Source organism: Frigoribacterium sp. 2355, assembly GCF_054060695.1.
Genome location: NZ_JBSSDL010000006.1, coordinates 72643 through 95681, shown reverse-complemented (window position 1 = coordinate 95681; position 23039 = coordinate 72643). Strand labels below are relative to the sequence as shown.

The window sequence follows — 23039 nt, the reverse complement described above, 5'->3', positions numbered from 1 at the left end:
ATTACTTACCTGACTTTCCGGCCTTGCGGCGGACGACCTCGCCGGCGTAGCGGACACCCTTGCCCTTGTAGGGCTCGGGCTTGCGCAGCTTGCGGATGTTGGCAGCCATCTCGCCGACGGCCTGCTTGTCGATCCCGACGACGGTGAGCTTATTGTTGCCCTCGACCGTGAAGCTGATGCCCGCGGGCGGCTCGACGGTGATGGGGTGCGAGTAGCCCAGGGCGAACTCGACGTTCGAGCCCTTGGCCTGGACGCGGTAACCGGTTCCGACGACTTCGAGGCCCTTGGTGTAGCCCTCGGTGACGCCGATGATCTGGTTGGCGATCAGGGTGCGCGTTAGGCCGTGGAGCGAACGCGACTCGCGCTCGTCGTCCGGACGGGTCACGACGACCGTGCCTTCTTCGATCTTGGCTTCGATGGGGCTCTTGACGACGAGCGACAGCTCACCCTTGGGGCCCTTGACGCTGACGGCCTGGCCGTCGATCTTCACGTCGACCCCGGCAGGGATCGAGATGGGGAGTCTTCCGATTCGAGACATGACGAGTTACCACACGTAGGCGAGGACTTCTCCGCCTACGCCCTTCTTCTGGGCCTCACGGTCGGTCAACAGACCGGAGGAAGTCGACAGGATGGCGACACCGAGGCCACCGAGCACCTGGGGGATCTCGGTCGACTTGGCGTAGACGCGGAGGCCGGGCTTCGACACGCGCTTGATGCCCTTGATGGAGCGCTCACGGGCGGGGCCGTACTTGAGGTCGATCGTGAGGGTCTGGCCGACGCGGGCGTCTTCGACCTTCCACGACTCGATGAAACCCTCGCGCTTGAGGATCTCGGCGATGTGGGACTTGAGCTTGCTGCTCGGGAGCGACACGGTCTCGTGGAAAGCCGAGTTCGCGTTGCGCAGTCTGGTCAGCAGGTCTGCGACCGGATCTGTCATCGTCATGCGGTTTGTCACTTTCTCGTCCGGTTTCGACATCCGGTACACCGGGTGCCGACCTGGGCGATCGATTGGTCGACGAGCGGTTCTCGTCGACCTCAGGGGAACGGCCGGCAACTCTACGAGAGAGTTGCCGACCGGACGATCTTAGTTGGCCGAGTCGGCCGAACGGAACGGGAACCCGAGCGCCTTGAGCAGCGCGCGACCCTCGTCGTCGTTCTTGGCGGTCGTGACGACGGTGATGTCGAAGCCACGGACGCGGTCGATGCGGTCCTGGTCGATCTCGTGGAACATGCTCTGCTCGTTGAGACCGAAGGTGTAGTTGCCGTTTCCGTCGAACTGGCGGTCGCTCAGACCACGGAAGTCACGGATGCGGGGCAGCGCCAGCGACAGCAGTCGGTCGAGGAACTCCCAGGCGCGGTCGCCGCGGAGCGTGACGTGGGCACCGATCGGCTGGCCCTCGCGCAGCTTGAACTGCGCGATGGACTTGCGTGCCTTGGTGACCTGGGGCTTCTGGCCGGTGATGGCCGTCAGGTCCTTGATGGCACCGTCGATGATCTTGCTGTCGCGAGCGGCCTCACCGACACCGGTGTTGACGACGATCTTCACGAGCCCGGGCACCTGGTGCACGTTCGTGAAGCCGAAGTCGGACTTCAGCTGCTCGATGATCTCGGCGCGGTACTTGGCCTTCAGCCGCGGGAGGGCCGTGGCGGCCTGCGTGGTGGTGTCGGTCATCAGAGGTTCTCACCAGACTTCTTGGCGTAACGGACGCGAACGGTCTTGGACACGCCGTCCTTGGTGACCGTCTCTTCGCGGAAGCCGACGCGGGTGGGCTTCTTGGTCTTGGGGTCGACGACGGCGACGTTCGACACGTGGATGGGAGCCTCGTGCGTCTCGATGCCACCGGTCTTGGAACCACGCTGGGTCTGGCCGACGCGCACGTGCTTGGTCACGAAGTTGACGCCTTCGACGACCACGCGGTTGCGCTCGACGAGCACCTCGAGGACCTTGCCCTGCTTGCCGCGGTCTCCGCCGCGGGCCTGCGAGGCACCGGTGATGACCTGCACGAGGTCACCCTTCTTGATGTTTGCCATGACTTAGATAACCTCCGGCGCCAGCGAGATGATCTTCATGAACTTCTTGTCGCGGAGTTCGCGACCGACCGGTCCGAAGATGCGGGTTCCGCGGGGGTCTCCGTCGGCCTTCAGGATCACTGCGGCGTTCTCGTCGAACTTGATGTAAGAGCCGTCCGGACGACGGACCTCTTTCTTGGTGCGAACGATGACGGCCTTGACGACGTCACCCTTCTTCACGTTGCCACCGGGGATGGCGTCCTTCACCGTGGCGACGATGACGTCACCCAGGCCGGCGTAACGACGGCCGGAGCCACCGAGCACGCGGATGGTGAGGATCTCTTTTGCCCCGGTGTTGTCGGCGATCTTGAGGCGGGATTCTTGCTGAATCACTTGTGTCTCCTTCTACGCAAGCAGGCCGCGAGGCCTACTTCGCCTTCTCGAGGATCTCGACCAGGCGCCAGCGCTTGGAGGCGCTGAGCGGACGGGTCTCGCTGATCACGACGAGGTCGCCGACGCCGGCCGAGTTGGCCTCGTCGTGGACCTTGACCTTGGACGTGCGGCGGATGACCTTGCCGTACAGGGGGTGCTTCACGCGGTCCTCGACCTCGACGACGATGGTCTTCTCCATCTTGTCGCTGGTCACGTAGCCGCGACGCGTCTTGCGGTAGCCGCGGACCTCGACGGCAGCCGAGTCGACCTCGGTCTTGTTCTCGGTGGCCATTACTTGCTCTCCTCGGCGGTCTCGTCAGCCGTCTCGGCCGGCTTGTCAGCCTTCTTGGTCGACTTCTTGGCGGCCTTGGGGGCCGCCTCGACCGGGGCGGGGGTGGCACGGATGCCGAGCTCGCGCTCACGCAGGACCGTGTAGATGCGAGCGATGTCGCGCTTCACGGCACGCAGGCGGCCGTGGCTCTCGAGCTGGCCGGTGGCCGACTGGAAGCGGAGGTTGAAGAGTTCTTCCTTCGCCTTCTTCAGCTCATCGACGAGACGCTCGTCTTCGAATGTGTCGAGCTCGACAGGACGGAGCTCCTTGGAACCGATCGCCATTATGCGTCGCCCTCCTCGCGCTTGATGATGCGTGCCTTGAGGGGCAGCTTGTGGATTGCGCGAGTGAGTGCCTCTTTGGCGATCTCCTCGCTCACGCCGCTGAGCTCGAAGAGCACGCGACCCGGCTTGACGTTCGCGACCCACCACTCGGGCGAACCCTTACCGGAACCCATGCGGGTCTCGGCGGGCTTCTTCGTGAGGGGACGGTCGGGGTAGATGTTGATCCACACCTTTCCGCCACGCTTGATGTGACGCGTCATGGCGATACGAGCGGACTCGATCTGACGGTTGGTCACGTAAGCGGGCGTGAGGGCCTGGATGCCGTACTCACCGAAGCTGACCTTGGTGCCACCAGTGGCCTGGCCGCTACGGCCGGGGTGGTGCTGCTTGCGGTGCTTGACACGACGGGGAATAAGCATGGTTACGCCTCAGCTCCTGTGGTGGCGGGTGCCTTCTGCTCGCGGGGAGCGCGGTCGCCCCCGCCGCGGCGGGCGCCGTCACGGTCGTTGCGGCGCTCGGGGCGAGACGACTTCTGGTTCGCCTGCTCGCGCGCGAGCTCCTTGTTGGTGATGTCGCCCTTGTAGATCCAGACCTTGACACCGATGCGACCGAAGGTGGTCTTGGCCTCGTAGAAGCCGTAGTCGATGTTGGCGCGGAGCGTGTGCAGGGGCACGCGGCCCTCGCGGTAGAACTCCGAGCGGCTCATCTCGGCGCCGCCGAGACGGCCCGACACCTGGATGCGGACACCCTTGGCACCGGCACGCTGGGCGCCCTGGAGCCCCTTGCGCATCGCACGACGGAACGCCACGCGAGCAGCGAGCTGCTCGGCGATGCCCTGGGCGACGAGCTGGGCCTCGGCCTCGGGGTTCTTCACCTCGAGGATGTTGAGCTGGATCTGCTTGCTCGTGAGCTTCTCGAGGTCGCCGCGGATGCGCTCGGCCTCGGCGCCACGACGACCGATCACGATGCCCGGACGGGCCGTGTGGATGTCGACGCGGACGCGGTCACGGGTGCGCTCGATCTCGATCTTCGCCACGCCGGCGCGGTCGAGCGAGGTCTTCAGCAGGGTGCGGATCTTGACGTCCTCGGCGACGTAGTCGCTGTAACGCTGTCCCGGCTTCGTGCTGTCGGTGAACCACCGCGACACGTGGTCGGTGGTGATGCCCAGACGGAAGCCGTACGGGTTGACTTTCTGGCCCATTACTTGCTCGCCTTCTTCGTAGCGTCGGCAGCCTCGACCTCATCAGGCGTCGAGAGGACGATCGTGATGTGGCTGGTGCGCTTCAGGATCTTGAAGGCGCGGCCCTGTGCACGCGGCTGGAACCGCTTGAGGGTGGCGCCCTGGTCGACGAATGCACGACTGATGTACAGGTCCTGCTCGTCGAGGTAGCTGTTCGAGGCGTCCGCCTTCACCCGGGCGTTGGCCATGGCCGACGCGACGAGCTTGTAGACGGGCTCGCTGGCGCCCTGAGGTGCGAACTTCAGGATCGCCAGAGCCTCGGCGGCCTGCTTGCCGCGGATCAGGTTGACGACACGACGGGCCTTCATGGGGGTGACGCGGATGTGACGCACGCGTGCGATCGACTCCACCATTTCTCTCCTCCTTCACGTCGCCGCGTTAGCGGCGACGACCCTTCTTGTCGTCCTTCACGTGACCACGGAAGGTGCGGGTGGGCGCGAACTCACCGAGCTTGTGGCCGATCATGCTCTCGGTCACGAACACGGGGATGTGCTTGCGTCCGTCGTGCACGGCGATGGTGTGCCCAAGCATGTTGGGGACGATCATCGAACGGCGCGACCAGGTCTTGATGACGTTCTTGGTGCTGGCCTCGTTCTGCGAGACGACCTTGCGAAGCAGGTGGTCGTCAACGAAGGGGCCCTTCTTAAGACTGCGTGGCATCTTCTACAACTCCTACTTACGCTTCTTGCCAGCGTTACGACGACGGACGATGAGCTTGTCGCTCTCTTTGTTGGGGTGACGCGTGCGGCCCTCTTTCTGGCCCCACGGGCTGACCGGGTGGCGTCCACCGGAGGTCTTGCCCTCACCACCACCGTGCGGGTGGTCGACGGGGTTCATGGCGACACCACGCACGGTCGGGCGGACGCCCTTCCAGCGCATGCGGCCGGCCTTGCCCCAGTTGATGTTCGACTGCTCGGCGTTGCCGACCTCGCCGATCGTGGCGCGGCAGCGGGCGTCGACGTTGCGAACCTCGCCCGACGGCAGACGGAGCTGCGCGTAGGGGCCGTCCTTGGCGACGAGACGCACCGAGGCACCGGCCGAGCGGGCCATCTTCGCGCCTCCACCGGGCTTGAGCTCGATGGCGTGGATGACGGTACCGACCGGGATGTTCTTGAGCGGCAGGTTGTTTCCGGGCTTGATGTCGGCGCCGGCACCCGACTCGACGACGTCGCCCTGCTTCAGCTTGTTCGGCGCGATGATGTACCGCTTGGTGCCGTCCACGAAGTGCAGGAGCGCGATGCGAGCCGTGCGGTTGGGGTCGTACTCGATGTGAGCGACCTTGGCGTTGACGCCGTCCTTGTCGTTGCGACGGAAGTCGATGACGCGGTACTGGCGCTTGTGGCCACCACCGATGTGACGGGTCGTGATGCGGCCGGCGTTGTTACGGCCACCGGACTTCGAGAGCGGGCGCAGCAGCGACTTCTCGGGCGTCGAACGCGTGATCTCCGCGAAGTCGGCGACCGACGAACCGCGGCGACCCGGCGTCGTGGGCTTGTAGTTACGAATTGCCATGATTTATGCCTCTGCTCCCTAGCCGACAGCCGTGAAGATGTCGATGGAACCGGACTTCAGCGTGACGATGGCGCGCTTGGTGTCCTTGCGCTTGCCGGTGCCGAAGCGGGTGCGACGGGTCTTGCCCGTTCGGTTGAGCGTGTTGATGCTGTCGACCTTGACGTCGAAGATCTTCTCGATGGCGAGCTTGATCTCGGTCTTGTTCGAACGCGGGTCCACGAGGAAGGTGTACTTGCCCTGGTCGATCAGGGAGTAGCTCTTCTCGGAGACGACGGGCGCGATGATGACGTCGCGGGGGTCTTTTCCGTAGCCGCTCATGCGGTGGCCTCCTTCTTGGTCTTCGAGGCGACGAAGCCGTCGAAGGCGCTCTTCGTGAAGACGATGTCGTCGCTGACGAGGACGTCGTAGGCGTTCAGCTGGTCGAACGTGATCACGTGGACCGTGGGCACGTTGCGGACGCTCTTGAGGGTCAGCGTGTCGTCGCGGTCGGTGACGATCAGGACGTGCTTGCTCGAGGCGATCGACGCGAGCAGCTCGAGAGCGACCTTGGTCGAGATCGAGTCGGCGACGAAGCTCTCGACGACGTGGACGCGGGCGCCACGAGCGCGGTCGGACAAAGCACCGAGCAGGGCTGCGGCGATCATCTTCTTGGGGGTGCGCTGGGCGTAGTCGCGGGGCTGCGGACCGTGGACGATGCCACCGCCGGTCATCTGAGGAGCGCGGATCGAACCCTGACGGGCGCGGCCGGTGCCCTTCTGCTTGAACGGCTTGCGGCCGGCGCCGGAGACCTCGCCGCGACGCTTGGTCTTGTGCGTGCCCTGACGTGCGGCGGCCTGCTGGGCGACGACGACCTGGTGGATGAGCGGGACGTTCGTGACGACGTCGAAGAGCTCGACGGGGAGCTCGACCGTGCTGGTCTTCTGGCCCTTGGCGTCGACGACGTCGACCGAAGCGGCCGATGCGGTAGTGGTGGCCATGAGCTACTTCCCCTTCACGGCGGTGCGGACGAAAACGATGCGGCCACGAGCACCGGGGACGGCGCCCTTGACGAGCAGCAGACCCTTCTCGGCGTCGACGGCGTGCACCGTAAGGTTGAGGATGGTGACGCGCTCGCCACCCATGCGACCGGCCATGCGCATGCCCTTGAAGACACGGCTGGGGGTCGAGGAGGCACCGATCGAACCGGGCTTGCGGTGGTTGCGGTGCGCACCGTGCGAGGCGCTGACGCCCTTGAAGTTGTGACGCTTCATGACACCGGCGAAGCCCTTGCCCTTGGACGTTCCGACGACGTCGACCTTCTGGCCGGCTTCGAAGGTGTCGACCGTGAGCTCCTGGCCGAGTGCGTACTCGGCGGCGTCGGCGGTGCGGACCTCGGTGAGGTGACGGCGGGGGGTGACGCCCGCGGCGTCGAAGTGGCCCGTGGAGGGCTTGTTCGACTTGCGGGGGTCGATCTGGCCGGCCGCGATCTGGACGGCGGTGTAGCCGTCCTTCTCGAGCGAGCGGACCTGGGTCACGACGTTCGGGGCGATCTCGACGACGGTGACGGGGACGAGCTTGTTGTTCTCGTCCCAGACCTGGGTCATGCCGAGCTTCTTGCCGAGCAGGCCCTTGACGTTCTTGGTGGTGCTGATGGTCATGGTCGCCCCCTACAGCTTGATCTCGATGTTGACGTCGGCAGGCAGGTCGAGACGCATGAGCGAGTCGACGGCCTTCGGCGTCGGGTCGACGATGTCGATGAGGCGCTTGTGCGTGCGCTTCTCGAAGTGCTCGCGCGAGTCCTTGTACTTGTGGGGCGAACGGATCACGACGACCACGTTCTTCTCGGTCGGGAGCGGCACGGGGCCGACGACCGTAGCGCCCGCGCGGGTGACCGTGTCGACGATCTTGCGCGCGGAAGTGTCGATGACCTCGTGGTCGTACGACTTAAGTCGGATGCGGATCTTCTGTCCCGCCATGTGTGACTCTCTCTCGTTCGGACGTCGCGCACCTCGGGGGCCGCCTGACGCTGTTCGCTGGGCGAACATCTGTTGGCACTACGTGTCTCTCGCGTACCGCTGTTCTTGTGTCAATCCATCTGCCGAAACCGGCCGGTGCCCGCGAGGAAGGACCCGGGGAGGGCCATCTTCGCCACCGCCAACCGCACTCGGGGCTTCGCCCCGGCACACCGCGACCTGAGGTCACGGCGGTGGTTTCGTTGTGAGATGCGTCCTGCTACCCGCGGCCCAGACGCCTTGCGTCTGTGCACTGCCTGGCAGTGATCCGACACCCGGCGCAGAGGCCAGGCTCGAAATGTTGAACTAGACGATTTTGCCACACGCCTGCATTTGCTGCAACCCGGGCGTGTCGCGGATGTCAGACGGCTTCGACGACCGGTGCAGGCCGGAACCACGGCGGGTAGACGGCGACGCGCGGCGCCTCGGCCCCCAGCCCGGCGAGCGTCTCCTTCACGGCGTCGCGGACCTTGTCGTTCGGGACGCCGACGAGCGTCACCGAGGAGAAGGGCACGGAACCGGGCACGAGCACTTCCGGCCCGAGCAGGTCGGGGTCCTTGAGGCTGAACCGCCGCACCATCGACGAGGCGTCGTCGAGTCCTGCGGCCGCACGCACGCCCTCGACGGCCGCGTCACCCTCGGTCACGACGAAGTCGTCGCCGAGCGAGGCGACGGGAACCACGAGCATGACGAAATCGATGGCACGGGCCTCACGTGCCGCATCAGACCACTCGTAGCCCTCGGCTCCGGTACGGACGGCGTCCCAGGCGGTCGCATGAGGCGACAGCGAGAACGGCACGTGCGCGGCGACGGGCTGACCCGACGCGGTCGTGACGGAGGCGCGGAGGGCCCGGGTCGCCTCGGAGCTGACGTCGAGCACGGGAGTCGCGCCGGCCTGCAGCGCGCCGGCCTCGAGGATGCCGGGCAGGTTGGACACGTGCGTCCAGTGGTAGGCACGCTGGGTCGAGAACTCGGGGACGGGGGTGGCGGCCGCCTGCGCGGCCACGGCGACGGCGGCCGAGTCACGGGCGAGTGCGGGCGTGCTGCGCAGCGACTCGGGCTTGCGGTTGGAGGGGCGGCGGCGGGTGGTGACCGACCGTGCGGCGGTCGAGGGCATGCCGTCGGCGACGCCCTCGCGCTTGCGGGGAGCGCAGATGTCGCACAACTCTCGCTCGAATCCGTGGATGCACTCGTCAGTCACTGCAGTTGTTCCTCTCGGGCGACCCGAACGGGACGCGACCCTCTAGGTTACGTCACGACGCGCACCGTTCGCAGACCGTGGACCACCTCGGGTGTGCGACGGCTCAGCGGAACAGCAATGCCCGGACCTCGGATTCGGCCGCGTGCAGGCGGGCCGGATCGATGGTCTCCCCGTGCCGGTACGCATCCACCAGTCGGGGATCGACGTACGACGACTTCGCGATGGCCGGGGTGTTGCCGAGCACGGCGGCGGCGTCCCGCATCGCCTGGGCGAGGGACTTCGACTGCCGGGAGGCCGACGCCTGCGGCCCGGAGCGGGCCAGGCTGACGGCGGCGGCGACGGTGCCGTGCAGGGTGCGGAAGTCCTTGGCGGTGAACTCGTCGCCGGCCCTCTCCTTGACGTAGTCGTTGATCTCGGTCGCTCGCAGCGGGTGCCAGGCCGCGCGCGCCTCCCCCGCTCCCCCGCCGTCGGCCTTCCAGGCGAGCAACCGGGCCCGCCCGCCCCGCCGCTTCAGGCTTCGGACGACGGCCGCGAGGTCGGCGTCGTGGATCTCGGAGTCCCAGTCCTGACCGCTCTTGCCGGGGAACGCCAGCGAGACCGTGTCGCCGGAGACGGTCGCGTGCGCGCAGAGCAGGGTCGACAACCCGTGGCTGCCGTGCTCCTGCGCGTAGCGCTCGGAGCCCACCCGGAGGGAGCCCGTGTCGAGCATGCGGAAGGCGGCGGCCAGGACCCGCTCACGGCCGGCCCCCTGGACGCGCAGGTCGTGCGTCACGAATCGACGGGCGGTCGGCAGCGACTCGGCGAGGGCGAGTGCCCGGTCGAACTTGATGCGGTCCTTCTGCTCACGCCACGTCGGGTGGTAGATGTACTGACGCCGACCCGCGGCGTCCACTCCCGTGGCCTGGATGTGGCCGTTCTCGTAAGGGGAGATCCAGACGTCGGTCCAGGCCGGTGGGATGGCGAGGTGCTCGATGCGGGCCCGCAGCTCGGCGTCGGCGACGGCGGTCCCGTCGGCCGTCCGGTACGAGAACCCTCGTCCTGCCCGGACCCGCGTCAGCCCGGGTCGGCTCGAATCGGTCCTCCGGAGGCGCGGCATCGGTCGAGTGAACACCGCGCGTCGTCGAGGGGCCTGGGCGGGGTACAGCGAAGCCCCCGCTCGACGGCGGGGGCATCGCTCACGCCCTACTGGTTGCCCAGCTTCTTGTCGGCCTGCTCCTTGGCCTGCTGGATCTTGTCGGCGTGCTTGCCGCCGGTGGCCTTGTCGGCCGCGGAGGCGACCGCGTCGAGGATGTTGTCGCTGACGCCCTCGGCCTTCTCGCTCTTGAGCGCCTCCTGGACCTTTCCGTCCTTGAGGAAGGCCTGGGCCTTCTTGGTGATGTCGTCGAAACCTGCCATGACGTCCTCCCGTCGGCGCCGGTCCGTCCGACGTCTCCCCCATCGTGCCCTGCCGACGCAAAAGAGGCCAGGCCCCGAAGGGCCTGACCTCTCTCGTCAGATCAGCAGTTCTGCGTGAACAGGACTTACTTGTTGATCTTGGTGACCGTACCGGCACCGACCGTGCGACCACCCTCACGGATGGCGAAGCGCAGACCGGCTTCCATGGCGATCGGCTGGATCAGCTGGACGCTGATCTCGGTCGTGTCGCCGGGCATGACCATCTCGGTGCCCTCGGGCAGCGTGATGACACCCGTGACGTCGGTGGTGCGGAAGTAGAACTGCGGACGGTAGTTCGCGTAGAACGGGTTGTGACGCCCACCCTCGTCCTTCGACAGGATGTAGACGTTCGCCTCGAACTCGGTGTGCGGCGTGACCGAACCGGGCTTGACGACGACCTGGCCGCGCTCGACGTCCTCGCGCTTGGTGCCGCGGAGGAGGAGACCGGTGTTGTCGCCGGCCTGAGCCGAGTCGAGCAGCTTGCGGAACATCTCGATGCCGGTGACGGTGGTCTTGACGGTCGGGCGGATGCCGACGATCTCGACCTCTTCGTTGACGTTGAGCTGACCGCGCTCGACACGACCGGTGACGACGGTGCCACGACCGGTGATCGTGAAGACGTCCTCGATGGGCATGAGGAAGGGCTGGTCGGTGGCGCGAACGGGCTCGGGCACGTTCTCGTCGACGGCGTTCATCAGCTCGGCGACCGTCTCGGCCCACTTCTCGTCACCCTCGAGGGCCTTGAGAGCGGAGACCTGGACGATCGGGGCGTTGTCGCCGTCGAACTCCTGGCTCGAGAGGAGCTCGCGGACCTCGAGCTCGACGAGCTCCATGATCTCTTCGTCATCGACCATGTCGGCCTTGTTCAGCGCGACGACGATGTAGGGCACGCCGACCTGGCGGGCGAGCAGGACGTGCTCACGCGTCTGGGGCATGGGACCGTCGGTGGCGGCGACGACGAGGATCGCGCCGTCCATCTGAGCTGCACCGGTGATCATGTTCTTGACGTAGTCGGCGTGGCCGGGAGCGTCGACGTGAGCGTAGTGGCGCTTCTCGGTCTGGTACTCGACGTGCGAGATGTTGATCGTGATGCCGCGCTGCTTCTCTTCAGGCGAGTTGTCGATCTGGTCGAACGCCGACGCCGTGTTGAGGGTGGGGTACTTGTCGTGCAGGACCTTGGTGATCGCCGCGGTGAGCGTGGTCTTGCCGTGGTCGACGTGACCGATGGTTCCGATGTTGACGTGCGGCTTGGTCCGCTCGAACTTGGCCTTAGCCACTGTGGGTCCTCCTCAGGACTCGGTTGCAGTGCGGCCCGGGGGCCGGGTCGATGACCCGGCCTACCGGTCGCCCTGCGGATTGGTGTGTGTACATGTTACGCGGTCGTCGGACGACCACGCGGTTCAGGACTATTCGCCCTTGTTCTTCTGGATGATCTCTTCGGCGACGGCCGAGGGCACCTCTTGGTACGACTCGAACGTCATCGAGTAGACGGCCCGGCCCGAGGTCTTCGACCGCAGGTCTCCGACGTAACCGAACATCTCCGACAGCGGCACGCTGGCCCGAACGACCTTCACACCACTGGCGTCTTCCATCGACGAGATCTGCCCGCGTCGCGAGCTGAGGTCGCCGATGACGTCGCCCATGTATTCCTCGGGCGTACGGACCTCGACCGCCATGAGCGGCTCGAGGAGAACGGGCTGGGCCTTGCGAGCCGCCTCTTTGTAGGCGATCGACCCAGCGATCTTGAACGCCATCTCGGACGAGTCGACGTCGTGCGCCGCACCGTCGAGCAGCAGCGCGCGGACGCCCACCGTCGGGTAGCCGGCGAGCACGCCGACCTGCATGGCGTCCTGGATGCCGGCATCGACCGAAGGGATGTACTCGCGGGGGATGCGGCCACCGGTGACCTTGTTGACGAACTCGTAGGTCGACTCGGCCGTGACCTCGAAGGGCTCGAGAGCGATCTGCACCTTGGCGAACTGACCCGAACCACCGGTCTGCTTCTTGTGGGTGTAGTCGTAGCGCTCGATGCCCTTCTTGAGGGTCTCGCGGTACGCGACCTGGGGCTTGCCCACGTTGGCCTCGACGTTGAACTCGCGCTTCATGCGGTCGACCAGGATGTCGAGGTGGAGCTCGCCCATGCCCTTGATGACCGTCTGGCCCGTCTCGGCGTTGAGCTCGACGCGGAACGTCGGGTCTTCTTCGGCGAGCTTCTGGATGGCCAGCGACAGCTTCTCTTGGTCGGCCTTCGTCTTCGGCTCGATCGCGACCTCGATGACGGGCTCGGGGAACGTCATCGACTCGAGGACGATCTGCTCGGACGGGTCGCAGAGGGTGTCACCCGTGGTGGTGAACTTGAGCCCGATGACGGCGTAGATGTGACCGGCGGTCACGCTGTCGACGGGGTTCTCCTTGTTCGAGTGCATCTGGAAGATCTTGCCGATGCGCTCTTTCTTGTCCTTGGTCGAGTTGATGACCTGGGCGCCGGACTCGATGGAGCCCGAGTAGACGCGGACGTAGGTGAGACGACCGAAGAAGGGGTGCACCGCGACCTTGAAGGCGAGAGCCGAGAAGGGCTCGGTCGACTCGGGCTTGCGGATGATGATCTTCTCGGCGTCGCGGACGTCGTGGCCCTCCATGGGAGGCACGTCGAGCGGCGAGGGCAGGTAGTCGATGACCGCGTCGAGCATGGGCTGCACGCCGCGGTTCTTGAAGGCCGAACCACAGAAGATCGGGTAGAGCTCGGAGTTGACCGTCATCTTGCGGACGGCGCCCTTGATCTCGGCGATCGTGAGCTCTTCGCCACCGAAGTACTTCTCGAGCAGCACGTCGTCGGACTCGGCGACGGTCTCGAGGAGCTTGGCGCGGTACTCCGCCGCCTTCTCCTTGAGGTCTTCGGGGATCTCTTCGATCTCGTACTTCGCGCCCAGCTCGACGTCACCCTTGGCGTCACCACGCCACGTGAGGGCACGCATCTCGACCAGGTCGACGACGCCCTCGAAGGAGCTCTCGGCACCGATCGGGAGCTGCATCACCAGCGGCTTGGCGCCGAGGCGGTTGATGATCGTGTCGACCGTGAAGTAGAAGTCGGCACCGAGCTTGTCCATCTTGTTGACGAAGCAGATGCGCGGCACGTCGTACTTGTCGGCCTGACGCCACACGGTCTCGGACTGGGGCTCGACGCCCTCTTTTCCGTCGAAGACGGCGACGGCACCGTCGAGCACGCGGAGCGAACGCTCGACCTCGACCGTGAAGTCGACGTGACCCGGGGTGTCGATGATGTTGATCTGGTTCTTGTTCCAGAAGCAGGTCGTCGCCGCCGAGGTGATCGTGATGCCACGCTCTTGCTCTTGGGCCATCCAGTCCATGGTGGCCGCACCGTCGTGCACCTCACCGATCTTGTGGGTGATGCCCGTGTAGTACAGGATGCGCTCGGTGGTCGTCGTCTTGCCAGCATCGATGTGCGCCATGATGCCGATGTTGCGGACCTTGTTCAGGTCGGTGAGCACGTCCTGTGCCACAGGTTCCTCCGAAGGGGTAGGTGGGGAAGTTGGGGGGACGAGGAGGTGCGGTGCGCGTCGTGCGCACACCGCGCCTCCTCGTGCCGGTTACCAGCGGTAGTGCGCGAAGGCCTTGTTCGACTCGGCCATCTTGTGAGTGTCTTCGCGACGCTTGACAGCGGCGCCCAGACCGTTCGACGCGTCGAGGATCTCGTTCATGAGACGCTCGGTCATCGTCTTCTCGCGACGGGCCTTGGCGTAGCTGGTGAGCCAGCGAAGGGCCAGGGTGTTGGCGCGGTGGGGCTTGACCTCGACGGGGACCTGGTAGGTCGAACCGCCGACGCGACGCGAGCGGACCTCGAGCGTGGGGCGCACGTTGTCGAGCGCCTTCTTCAGCGTGGCCACTGCATCTTGGTCGTTCTTGGCGGTGACGCCGGCGAGAGCACCGTAGACGATGCGCTCGGCGAGGCCCTTCTTGCCGTCGAGGAGGATCTTGTTGACGAGCTGGCTGACGATCGGCGCACCGTAGACCGGGTCGGCGACGACAGGGCGCTTGGGAGCGGGTCCTTTACGAGGCATTACTTCTTCTCTGCTTTCGCTCCGTAGCGGCTGCGGGCCTGCTTGCGGTTCTTGACGGCTTGGGTGTCGAGCGCGCCACGGACGATCTTGTAGCGCACGCCGGGGAGGTCTTTCACACGACCGCCGCGGACGAGCACCATCGAGTGCTCCTGCAGGTTGTGGCCCTCGCCGGGGATGTAGGCGGTGACCTCGGTGCCGTTGGAGAGCTTGACGCGGGCGACCTTGCGGAGCGCCGAGTTCGGCTTCTTGGGGGTGGTGGTGTACACACGGGTGCACACGCCACGCTGCTGGGGGTTGGCCTTCAGGGCGGGGGCCTTGGTCTTGACGACCTTCGGCGTGCGTCCCTTGCGGACCAGCTGCTGAATAGTTGGCACTGGTTCTCCTCATCGGATCTCGACGCTGCCCTTGCGAACACGCCGAGTCGCGCTGCTCTCGCATCGCTCTGCTCTGTCCGGCTGATCAGCCGGCATCCTCGTCTCGGTGATCGAGACGGTCTGCCCGTCTCGGCCGGGAGGTCGAGGGGGCTTTTATTCGGGCGCGCGGTCAGGCGCACACCCGAAAGAGCTTATCTTGAGGTAGGGCCTTAATCAAATGGTCGAGGGTCGGAACGCCCCGGGTCGATGCGCGACACCGCCAGCGTGCCCCCGACCACGAGCCCGGCGCAGACAGCCGAACCGATCACGAACGGCGACACGGCGTACCGGGCGGCGAAGAGCAGCACCCAGACGAGCTCTTCTCGCACGAGGCCGTAGACGACTCCCCCGACGGCGAGCATCGACACGTAGACGAGCGCGGCCGTGAGGAGCGCGGCGACGAGGAGGTGCGGCGCGGGCCCGCGAGGGCCGGCCACCTCGTCACCGGTGACGGAGCGGGACCCACCCGCGCCGGCCGGGCGGGCGAACACGACGGGCTGGGCGGGGAACGTGCCCCGCACCTCCGGAGACCTGTCGTCGCGGGCGTCGGAGAGCGCCGCCGACCGCAGCAGCGACAGCAGCACGACGAGCACGGCGGCGGCGACCATCAACGGGCCGAGCAGGGTGCCGGCGTCGGGTTCGTCGATGGGGTCGCGGTCGAGGAGCAGCGCCTCGAACCCCGCCACCATGATGACGAGCGCACCGAAGAGGACGGTGCCCATGACGGCGTAGACGGCTCGGGACATCCTCCGAGGTTACGCGCCCGCGGGGGTGCGGGGGCGCGCGGGTGCGGGGGCGCGCGGCTACTCGCCCGCGGCCGTGTCCGAGCTCGCGTCGTCGGCGCCCTCGGCCGTGGTGGCGGGGGTCTCGGCGGCCTGGTCGGCCTGGGTGGCGGCGGCGTCCTGGAGGACGTAGACGAGGCCGCCGACGGTCCACTGGTCGGGGACGCCGGTCGCGTCGCCGGCCTCGGAGCTGCCGGTGCTGGCGAACGTCGTCACGAGGAAGAGCCGCGACCCGCCCTGCAGCTTCGACAGGAAGTCGCGGGCCTGGGCGTAGCTGCCCTGGATGCTGACCGTGATCGGGATCGACGAGAAGTTCGTCGCGGTGACGAGCGGGTCGGTGACGAGCTCGGGTGCGGTGGGCGCGGCCGGGGCGGTGGCGGCCGGGGCGGTCCCGGCCGCGTCGGATGCCGCCGCGTCGGTCGCGGCGGGGGCGGCGACGTCCGTGGTCGTCGGCTCGTAGGCCGTCGCGTCGGACGAGGTGAACCCCGTCACGGTCGTGCCCGAGGCCCCGGCCAGCTGGTCGAGTTCGGTCAGGAACGACGACAGGGCGGCCTGGGACGGCACGGACGTGTCGAGCGTCGCCAGCTCGGACTTCAGGTCGGGGAGCTTGGCGTTGTCGGCCTCGAGGGTCGCGAGGCTCTCGCGCAGGGTCTCGTTCTGCGCCTCGACGCTCTGCTGTTGCGACTCGGCGGACGAAGCGGCGACGAGTTGCGGCTGCACGCCCACGAGGAATCCGAGGGCCAGCACCACGACGCCGGTCAGGGCGGCGGCGATCAGCATCATCCGGTTGCGGTCCATGGTCACTCGCCAGCCTTCTGGTCGAAGCGGCCCGAGAAGGCGTCCGCCGTGATGTGCATCGTGATGTCCGCCTTGTAGACGCCTTCCTCGAGGGTCACCGAGCCCGGCTGGGCGTCGGCGAAGCCGGGGAGGGTCGCGAGACCGTTCAGCCAGTCGGGCACGGACGGCAGGGTCGGGCTCGACGCCTGGAACGTGAGGGTCGCCACCCGCGAACCCTGCAACGGCGCCGTGGGCTGCGTGTACTGGACGAGCGGCGAGGCCTGGTCGAGCGAGACGCTGACGATGGTCACGCCGACGGGCAGGGTGCCCTGGACCTTCTCGAGGTAGGTCGGCCAGTCGATGTCGGTCGAACCGCCGACCTTCTGGGCGGCCTCGACCAGGTCGAGCTGCCCCTGCGTGGTCTTGAGGTCCGCGAACTTCGTCTGCGACATGAGCAGCGACTGGGTCTCGCCCTGGGCGGTCATCAACCCGTCCTCGGCCTGCATGCGTTGGAGGAACGCCGCACCCGATCCGATCCCGACCACGACGGCGACCACGACGACGCCGGCCCAGACCCGACGGGTCAGGGCGGCGGCGCGACGCTCCGCGCGGACCTCGGGAGGCAGCAGGTCGACGCGGGGCGCGCCTCCCACGGTGATGCCGGTGTCTTTCCCACGGGTTCTCATGCTGCGCTCCCCAGGGCCAGGCCGAGGGCCACGGTCAGGTCGGTCGACCGCGACCGCAGGGCGGCCTCGTCGAGGTTCTTCGCGAAGCCCACCGTCGCGAACGGGTCGGCGAGGGCCACCGGCAGGCGGGTGACCTCGCTGAGCGCCTCGGGCAGGCCCGGCAGGGCCGCTCCCCCGCCGGCGATCATGATGCCCGCGACGGTCTCGGTCGGGCGGGTGTTGACGTAGTACTGGATCGTGTTGCGCAGGCTGCCGAGCAACTCGTTGACGGACTCGAAGATGGCGGACGACGCGGCCTGCTCGTCGGGCGTCGTGACGGTCGTGGCGAGGCCACGGCCGAACTTGATGCCCTCGGCGACCTGGGTCGAGACCTCGAGCTTCGACGCGACGGCCTGCGTGACGTCGTCGCCCCCCGAGGGGATGATGCGGACGAACTGCGGGACCCCGTCGGCGATCATGATCACGGAGGTCGTGCTGTGACCGATCTCGACGAGCGCGACCGTGCCCGCGATGCGCGGGCGGGTGACGAGGAGGCGCGTGTTCGAGAACGGGATCAGGTCGACCCCCAGCGTGGTCAGGCCGGCGAGCTTGCTCGCCTGGACGTTGCCGAGGACGGCGTCCTTGACCGCCGCGATCAGCAGCCCGTGGACGACGGGACCGTTCTCGCCGAGCCCCTCGGCGTACGGGTAGAAGTCGAGCAGGGCGTCGGCGACCGGGACGGGCAGCATGTCCTGCACCTGGAACGGCAGCATCTCGCGGATGCGCTTGTGAGACGCCTTGGGCACGGTCATGTCGCGCGCGAGCACCCGCTGGTTGCCCATGCCCAGCACGACGCGCTTGCTCTTGAAGCCCCCGGCCGACCACAGCTGCTTGAGCGTGCCGGCCATGGTCTGCGACTCGATCACCTCTCCGCGGCTCGCCGCACCGTCGGGCAGGGACACCTCGCTGAACCGGACGATGGTCGGCTTGGCCTTGTCGACGTCGGCGACCTCGACCGCCCGCACGAAGCGGCTGCCGATGTCGATGCCCACGATGTTCTTGCCCATCAGTTCTGCTCTCTGTCAGCTCGCCCGGTCATGCCAGGCCGAGGAGGGTGAGGTACGCCGTGGCGACGGTGCCGCCGGCGAAGACGCCGACCCAGGCGCCCGCGAGCATCCAGGGGCCGAAGGGGATGCCACCGGTGCGTTCGACGCGTCGGGTGACCAGGAGGACGACGGCGTACAGGCCGCCGAGCAGGAACGCCGCGAAGGCGCCCACGGCGAACTCGCCCCAGCCGAGCCAGGCGAGGTACAGGCCGAGCACGCCGGCGAGCTTGACGTCGCCGAAGCCCATGCCACCCGGGTACGACAGGGCGGCGATCAGGTAGAAGGCGAAGAGGGAGGCCAGGCCGATGGCGGCGCGGACGAGCGCCGGCCAGTCGCCCACGAGGATGCTCGACGCCGCGAGGAGGACGCCCCCGACCGCGTAGGACGGCAGGACGATCGCGTCCGGCAGACGGTGGTGTTCGAGGTCGATGACGGCGAGCGCGACGCTCACGCCGGCCAGCCAGAGGAAGGCGACGAGGGACAGGAGGCGCGCCACGAGCGGCAGCGCCTCGGTCGGCACGCCGACGAGCGGCCACAGGCGGGCGGCGACGAGCACGAAGGACAGGCCGGTGGCCAGCTCGACGATCGGGTACCGGGCCGAGATGGACGTGCGGCAGTCACGGCACTTCCCGCCGAGGGCGAGCCAGCTGACCACGGGAACGTTGTCGCGTCGACGGATCGGCGTGCTGCAGCCCGGGCAGGCGCTCGCGGGTCGCGCGACCGAGATGCCCGCGGGTACGCGGTACACGACGACGTTGAGGAACGATCCGATGAGCAGACCGAAGCCACCCGCCACGAGGACGGCGGTGATCCACGGAGCCGCGATCACGAGGCGGCCCCGGTCGACCTGAAGGCGGCCTTGACCTCGGTCTGCGTGGTGACGCCGTACGAGGTCGTCACCGGGCTGAGGAACTTCGGCGGCGCGAGGTAGCGCAGGCGCGTGTCGTAGGCGTAGGCCTTGATGTACCCGTTGGAGCCGCTCCGGACGACGCCGCGGTACGCCTGCGAGATCGACCCCTTGATGGTCAGCGTGCCCCGGTCGCCACCGCGCCCGTAGTTCTGCACGAGGAACGAGTGCTGGACCGAGATGATCGCCGCGTCGATCTCACGGTCACGGTCGCCGAGCATCGAACCGCCGAACGCGTTGACCGGATTGTGCACCCAGGTCACGCCGTCGGAGGCCAGGCCGAGGATGTTCGTGCTCGCGTTCGTGGACGCGTAGGTGAGGTCGCCCGTGACGTAGAGGTAGTTCTTGGCCGCGATGGTCAGCTGCCCCTGGAAGGTGCCCTTCACGAAGGCGTCTCCGCTGCGGGCGCCGTAGGCGCAGGCCCCGGAGCCCGGACCACCGGCCGTGGTCGCCGTCGGCACGGACTCGCCGGCCAGGGGGTAACCGACATGGTTGTTGGAGCACGAGGTCTGGGTGAGGTCGCCCGTGGAGGCCCACGCGTTGACGTTGGACTTGCCCATGCCCGACGCGGGCACGGGGATGTCCTGGACGTAGACCAGGTTGTTCACGGGCACGGTGATGGTCGCGCCCTCGGCCGAGCCGAGCTGGCCCTTCCCGGTGCCCGGCAGGCCGCACTCGGCCGGCGCGCTGCCCTCGGTGGCCTCGGCGTTGGCGAGCCGCGTCATCTTCGAGTACGGCGACTTGACGGTCATCTTGCCGTCCGCGGTGAAGACGATGTCGGTCGGCCCGGTGTAGAGGCAGCCGGGGCGCGGCACCTCGGTGGAGATGTCGGTGCGGGTCTCGCGCACCTTGTCGTTGTTGGTGTCGGGCATCTGCACGGTCGCCACCTGGCCGGGGACGCCCTTGTCGAAGGTCTGACCCGAGCACGCGCTGTTGTTCGAGTCGACCTTGGCGTACGTGCGGCCGACGGTCGGGTCGGCCGTGGTGACGACCTCCTTGAAGGTCGCCGAGCAGACGCGCATCGTGTCGTTGGAGTGCGCGGGACCGTAGATGGTGTCGCCACCGCTGAACGCGATCTCGCCGCAGTCGTCCCCCTGGGTGCGTCCCTCCCAGGCGTGCTTCGTGCAGTCCGCGTTGGTGCTGCGGGTGAGCGTGGGGTCCTGGGACTCGATGTCGGTGAAGTACAGGTAGTCGATGAAGCCCTTCTGGCGTAGGTCGGCGATGACCGACCGCGTGGCCGAACCGACCTTGCCCGTCGAGCGGATTCGCAGGGCACCCGACCCGACGTACTTCGAGTTGTCGACCTCGTAGCGGAACTGCGCGAGGTCGGCGCTGCCCGGCACCGAGGCCCACGAGCCCGAGGGGCCGGACCCGAACGCCTTGTTGGCCTGAGTGCCGGACGGCAGGGTCAGCTTGCTGGCGGTCGCCTTGCTGAACGGGGCGTCGGAGTCGCCGTACTGCTGGTAGCTGTTGTCGTTGGCGAGGCGGGACTGGTACTCCTCGACGCCGGCGTAGGCCGCGGCGAGGGCACCGTTGAAGTCCTGGTCGCCGTCGGCCTTCTTGAGCCCGCTCGTGGCCACGGTCAGGGCGGTGGCGGCCATGATGACGAGGACCATGCCGAAGATGAGGGTGATGGCCATGGCCATGCCGCTCTCGGCGGACGGGCCGGCCAGCCCGAGACGGGTGCGCAAGGAGGTCATGTGGTCGCCCCTCCGGCGAGGTTGGACAGCGAGACGGTGTTCTGCAGGGTGACCGCCTGGCTCGACATGGAGCTGGTCCGGTCGATGGTCAGCGAGATGGTCACCGCGGCGATGGAGGGCAGCTGCGTCGCCGTGAGCGCACCCGAGGCGTCGGGGGTCAGCGTCTTGCCCGTGAAGTCGAGGTAGGTGAACAGCGGCGAACCGCTGCTCGCGGCCGTGACGACGGTGCCCCCGAGGGCGCGCTTGGTCGCCGGCGAGGTGAACTGCCAGAAGTCGGTCTGGAGGGGCGTGGCCACGACGGTCGACGAACTGAGGGTGCGGTCGGCCTCGAGGCGGTAGGTCACGCGACGCGGCACCGTGGTCAGGGAGTCGGCGGTGTTCACGGCCGTCGTGAGTGTGAGGCTCTCGGTCGTCGCGAGCGTGAACGCCGACGCCTCGGTGCCCCCGGGCTGGGCGATCGTCCGGGCGGCCCGGATGGTCCGGCTGAGGTCGTTCAGGCCGTTCGAGGCGACGCGGGTGTTGGCGTCGATGAACCGGGCCTGGGCCGTGGCCTTCGTCAGCGAGACGAACGTCGTCGAGACGACGGTCAGGACGATGCCGAAGACCATGATGGCCACCAGGAGTTCGGCCAGGCTGATGCCGTCGTCACGGCGGGCCCGGGCGATCAGTCGCCGCAGCGCGGTCACTTGGCAGGCCTCGGGTCGAGTGTGACGACGTTCGCCGTGCCACCGCTGCCGCCGAAGACGGCGCCGATGATGCTGCCGATCAACCCGCTGATGGTCAGCGACCGGAGGTTCGAGGTCGACGTGCCCGAGCTGATCGCCCAGGTGCCGTAGGGCAGCGCGATCGTCACCTCGTTGGCCGACGTCTTGTTCTTGACCGTGAAGGTGTAGGTCTGGGAGGCGGCGCAGCCGGGGTCGCCGTTCAGCGCGGTGGTCGATCGGGCCTGGACGAGGGTGTCGCCGCTCGAGGCGAGCTTCACGGTCGTCACGCCCATCGGCAGCGGATAGGCAGCGGTCTTGTCCGACGCGGCGACGAAGGGCTGGCGTGTGGCCGTCTTGCCGGCGGCGTTGGCCGGCCACGCAGCAGGGTCGGGCGAGAGGCAGCTCCCGCCGGACGTGCCGGCGGGCAGGTAGGTGCCGGCGATCAACTGGTAGCCGGTCGTCAGGGGGAAGAGGTACGCGTCGCTCACCGGGCCGTTGAGCACGTACGGGTCGGGCCCGCCGAGGACGGTGGTCTTGAGGTCGTTCGGCAGGAGCACGGTGCCACCGGTGTAGTTCGAGGCGTAGCCGAGTTCGAAGTCGTCGCCGAGGTCGTAGGTGAACGAGACGCCGGCCGTGTCGCCCTTGACGACGACGGTGCCCGTCTTGACCGGTGCGGGCTGCTGCCGGGAGTCGCGGTACGGCGCGGCGTCGGCACGCGAGACGGTCACCTTGTAGGAGCCCTCCAGCACCTTGATGGCGACGGCGCAGCCGTCGGCGTTGGTCGCCCCGGGCTTGGAGCCCGAGGTCAGCGCCTTGCCGGGGGCGTTCGATCCGGTGTCGGGCTCGACCGTGACCACGACGCCCGGGACCGGGCCGCCCTTGGTGTCCTTGACGCCGATGACGATCGTGCCGGTGTCCTGGTCGTTGAGGCGGCTGTTGGGGGCCAGGATCGTGTCGCTCCGCACGGGAGCGGTCGCCTTCCGCATGCCCGACCAGGTCACCGCGACCTGGAGGCGCTTGTAGAACAGCGAACCGTTGCCCGACGACGCGGCCGGGGTGCAGGTCGCGTCCACGCCGGTGGTGGTGATCCAGGCGGCGGTCTGGGCCACGGTGAACGTGGTGCCGTTGACGACGGTCGTCGTCGTGCCCGAGGCGACCGCGATCACGTCGGTCATGGCGCGGGCGACGTCGACGGCCTGCGCGGCGAGGTTGGTGGCGACCTCACGGCTGCGGTTGTCGCTCGAGATCGTCAGCGTGGTGCCGACGGCGACGATCGAGCCGACCGTGATGACCGCGAAGACCAGGAGGGCGACCACCACCTCGACGATCGACAGGCCGGCGTCGCGGGCCTCGGGGTCGAGGGGGCGGAGACGGGCGCTGAGGCGCTGGATCATGGTGGTTCACCTCCCGGTCGGGTCGAGGGCGTGGGTGTCCTCATGCAGCGAGGACGTTGGAAGAGGCGGGACGAGGG

Annotated in this window: 31 protein-coding genes; all 31 read right to left on the bottom strand. The window is 67.8% G+C overall.

Annotated features, from left to right (window positions below):
• Position 1 precedes the first annotated feature (1 nt).
• The 31 genes from rplF to ACVJ1F_RS09210 all read right to left on the bottom strand — a co-directional run bounded on the left by rplF (position 2) and on the right by ACVJ1F_RS09210 (position 22962).
• Positions 2-538, bottom strand: coding sequence for a 50S ribosomal protein L6 (gene rplF / locus ACVJ1F_RS09360; RefSeq protein ID WP_043593343.1), 537 nt, complete (start codon positions 536-538; stop codon positions 2-4).
• Positions 539-544: 6 nt separating this feature from the next.
• Entirely contained in the window at positions 545-943 is a 399-nt protein-coding gene (rpsH, locus tag ACVJ1F_RS09355; protein WP_043593344.1) for a 30S ribosomal protein S8, read from the bottom strand.
• A 141-nt stretch (positions 944-1084) separates the two neighbouring features.
• Entirely contained in the window at positions 1085-1672 is a 588-nt protein-coding gene (gene rplE / locus ACVJ1F_RS09350; protein WP_043593346.1) for a 50S ribosomal protein L5, read from the bottom strand.
• Positions 1672-2031, bottom strand: a complete 360-nt coding sequence (gene rplX / locus ACVJ1F_RS09345; RefSeq protein ID WP_043593348.1) for a 50S ribosomal protein L24 — start codon at positions 2029-2031, stop codon at positions 1672-1674. The genes rplE and rplX overlap by 1 nt, the downstream gene beginning before the upstream one ends.
• Positions 2032-2034: 3 nt before the next feature.
• On the bottom strand, positions 2035-2403 hold the full coding sequence (gene rplN / locus ACVJ1F_RS09340) for a 50S ribosomal protein L14 (protein WP_043593350.1): 369 nt from the start codon (positions 2401-2403) through the stop codon (positions 2035-2037).
• A 34-nt stretch (positions 2404-2437) separates the two neighbouring features.
• The gene (gene rpsQ, locus ACVJ1F_RS09335) at positions 2438-2734 is read right to left on the bottom strand and encodes a 30S ribosomal protein S17 (protein WP_056043557.1); all 297 of its coding nucleotides are present in this window, start codon (positions 2732-2734) and stop codon (positions 2438-2440) included.
• Positions 2734-3057, bottom strand: a complete 324-nt coding sequence (gene rpmC / locus ACVJ1F_RS09330; protein ID WP_054145424.1) for a 50S ribosomal protein L29 — start codon at positions 3055-3057, stop codon at positions 2734-2736. The genes rpsQ and rpmC overlap by 1 nt, the downstream gene beginning before the upstream one ends.
• Positions 3057-3476, bottom strand: a complete 420-nt coding sequence (gene rplP / locus ACVJ1F_RS09325) for a 50S ribosomal protein L16 (RefSeq protein WP_043593355.1) — start codon at positions 3474-3476, stop codon at positions 3057-3059. Before rplP ends, rpmC begins: the two co-directional genes overlap by 1 nt.
• Positions 3477-3478: 2 nt before the next feature.
• Complete coding sequence (gene rpsC / locus ACVJ1F_RS09320; protein ID WP_043593357.1) at positions 3479-4258, bottom strand: 30S ribosomal protein S3; 780 nt, start codon at positions 4256-4258, stop codon at positions 3479-3481.
• The gene (gene rplV / locus ACVJ1F_RS09315; RefSeq protein ID WP_043593358.1) at positions 4258-4650 is read right to left on the bottom strand and encodes a 50S ribosomal protein L22; all 393 of its coding nucleotides are present in this window, start codon (positions 4648-4650) and stop codon (positions 4258-4260) included. The genes rpsC and rplV overlap by 1 nt, the downstream gene beginning before the upstream one ends.
• 25 nt (positions 4651-4675) lie before the next feature.
• A complete protein-coding gene (gene rpsS / locus ACVJ1F_RS09310; RefSeq protein WP_043593360.1) occupies positions 4676-4957 on the bottom strand; it encodes a 30S ribosomal protein S19 in 282 nt (93 codons plus the stop codon).
• A 12-nt stretch (positions 4958-4969) separates the two neighbouring features.
• The gene (gene rplB, locus ACVJ1F_RS09305) at positions 4970-5809 is read right to left on the bottom strand and encodes a 50S ribosomal protein L2 (protein ID WP_056043560.1); all 840 of its coding nucleotides are present in this window, start codon (positions 5807-5809) and stop codon (positions 4970-4972) included.
• 18 nt (positions 5810-5827) lie between these two features.
• On the bottom strand, positions 5828-6127 hold the full coding sequence (gene rplW / locus ACVJ1F_RS09300; protein ID WP_043593363.1) for a 50S ribosomal protein L23: 300 nt from the start codon (positions 6125-6127) through the stop codon (positions 5828-5830).
• Positions 6124-6786 (bottom strand): 50S ribosomal protein L4, encoded by a 663-nt coding sequence (rplD, locus tag ACVJ1F_RS09295; RefSeq protein ID WP_043593365.1) that lies wholly within the window; start codon positions 6784-6786, stop codon positions 6124-6126. Before rplD ends, rplW begins: the two co-directional genes overlap by 4 nt.
• A 3-nt stretch (positions 6787-6789) precedes the next feature.
• Positions 6790-7440: a 50S ribosomal protein L3 gene (gene rplC, locus ACVJ1F_RS09290; RefSeq protein WP_173154863.1), complete on the bottom strand. Its 651-nt coding sequence runs from the start codon at positions 7438-7440 to the stop codon at positions 6790-6792.
• A 15-nt stretch (positions 7441-7455) separates the two neighbouring features.
• Entirely contained in the window at positions 7456-7764 is a 309-nt protein-coding gene (rpsJ, locus tag ACVJ1F_RS09285) for a 30S ribosomal protein S10 (RefSeq protein ID WP_043593369.1), read from the bottom strand.
• A gap of 397 nt (positions 7765-8161) precedes the next feature.
• Positions 8162-9001, bottom strand: a complete 840-nt coding sequence (locus ACVJ1F_RS09280) for a DarT ssDNA thymidine ADP-ribosyltransferase family protein (RefSeq protein ID WP_192122970.1) — start codon at positions 8999-9001, stop codon at positions 8162-8164.
• 103 nt (positions 9002-9104) lie between these two features.
• Positions 9105-10097 (bottom strand): DNA topoisomerase IB, encoded by a 993-nt coding sequence (locus ACVJ1F_RS09275; RefSeq protein WP_173153452.1) that lies wholly within the window; start codon positions 10095-10097, stop codon positions 9105-9107.
• An 86-nt stretch (positions 10098-10183) separates the two neighbouring features.
• Positions 10184-10396 (bottom strand): Rv0909 family putative TA system antitoxin, encoded by a 213-nt coding sequence (locus ACVJ1F_RS09270; RefSeq protein WP_056043574.1) that lies wholly within the window; start codon positions 10394-10396, stop codon positions 10184-10186.
• Between the two features lie 125 nt (positions 10397-10521).
• The gene (tuf, locus tag ACVJ1F_RS09265; RefSeq protein WP_043593375.1) at positions 10522-11712 is read right to left on the bottom strand and encodes an elongation factor Tu; all 1191 of its coding nucleotides are present in this window, start codon (positions 11710-11712) and stop codon (positions 10522-10524) included.
• 129 nt (positions 11713-11841) lie between these two features.
• Positions 11842-13956 (bottom strand): elongation factor G, encoded by a 2115-nt coding sequence (gene fusA, locus ACVJ1F_RS09260; protein WP_056043577.1) that lies wholly within the window; start codon positions 13954-13956, stop codon positions 11842-11844.
• A gap of 87 nt (positions 13957-14043) precedes the next feature.
• On the bottom strand, positions 14044-14514 hold the full coding sequence (gene rpsG / locus ACVJ1F_RS09255; RefSeq protein ID WP_043593378.1) for a 30S ribosomal protein S7: 471 nt from the start codon (positions 14512-14514) through the stop codon (positions 14044-14046).
• Positions 14514-14888, bottom strand: coding sequence for a 30S ribosomal protein S12 (gene rpsL, locus ACVJ1F_RS09250; protein ID WP_056043579.1), 375 nt, complete (start codon positions 14886-14888; stop codon positions 14514-14516). The genes rpsG and rpsL overlap by 1 nt, the downstream gene beginning before the upstream one ends.
• 209 nt (positions 14889-15097) lie before the next feature.
• Positions 15098-15673 (bottom strand): DUF6121 family protein, encoded by a 576-nt coding sequence (locus tag ACVJ1F_RS09245; RefSeq protein WP_456885741.1) that lies wholly within the window; start codon positions 15671-15673, stop codon positions 15098-15100.
• A gap of 57 nt (positions 15674-15730) precedes the next feature.
• Complete coding sequence (locus ACVJ1F_RS09240; protein WP_173153457.1) at positions 15731-16513, bottom strand: hypothetical protein; 783 nt, start codon at positions 16511-16513, stop codon at positions 15731-15733.
• Positions 16510-17172, bottom strand: a complete 663-nt coding sequence (locus ACVJ1F_RS09235; protein WP_173153459.1) for a hypothetical protein — start codon at positions 17170-17172, stop codon at positions 16510-16512. Before ACVJ1F_RS09235 ends, ACVJ1F_RS09240 begins: the two co-directional genes overlap by 4 nt.
• Positions 17169-18218, bottom strand: coding sequence for a type IV pilus assembly protein PilM (gene pilM / locus ACVJ1F_RS09230; protein WP_056043589.1), 1050 nt, complete (start codon positions 18216-18218; stop codon positions 17169-17171). The genes ACVJ1F_RS09235 and pilM overlap by 4 nt, the downstream gene beginning before the upstream one ends.
• 28 nt (positions 18219-18246) lie before the next feature.
• Entirely contained in the window at positions 18247-19086 is an 840-nt protein-coding gene (locus tag ACVJ1F_RS09225) for a prepilin peptidase (RefSeq protein WP_456885738.1), read from the bottom strand.
• The gene (locus tag ACVJ1F_RS09220) at positions 19083-20864 is read right to left on the bottom strand and encodes a hypothetical protein (protein WP_456885736.1); all 1782 of its coding nucleotides are present in this window, start codon (positions 20862-20864) and stop codon (positions 19083-19085) included. Before ACVJ1F_RS09220 ends, ACVJ1F_RS09225 begins: the two co-directional genes overlap by 4 nt.
• The gene (locus ACVJ1F_RS09215; RefSeq protein WP_456885734.1) at positions 20861-21550 is read right to left on the bottom strand and encodes a PulJ/GspJ family protein; all 690 of its coding nucleotides are present in this window, start codon (positions 21548-21550) and stop codon (positions 20861-20863) included. The genes ACVJ1F_RS09220 and ACVJ1F_RS09215 overlap by 4 nt, the downstream gene beginning before the upstream one ends.
• Positions 21547-22962, bottom strand: a complete 1416-nt coding sequence (locus tag ACVJ1F_RS09210) for a hypothetical protein (RefSeq protein ID WP_456885732.1) — start codon at positions 22960-22962, stop codon at positions 21547-21549. The genes ACVJ1F_RS09215 and ACVJ1F_RS09210 overlap by 4 nt, the downstream gene beginning before the upstream one ends.
• Positions 22963-23039: the final 77 nt, after the last annotated feature.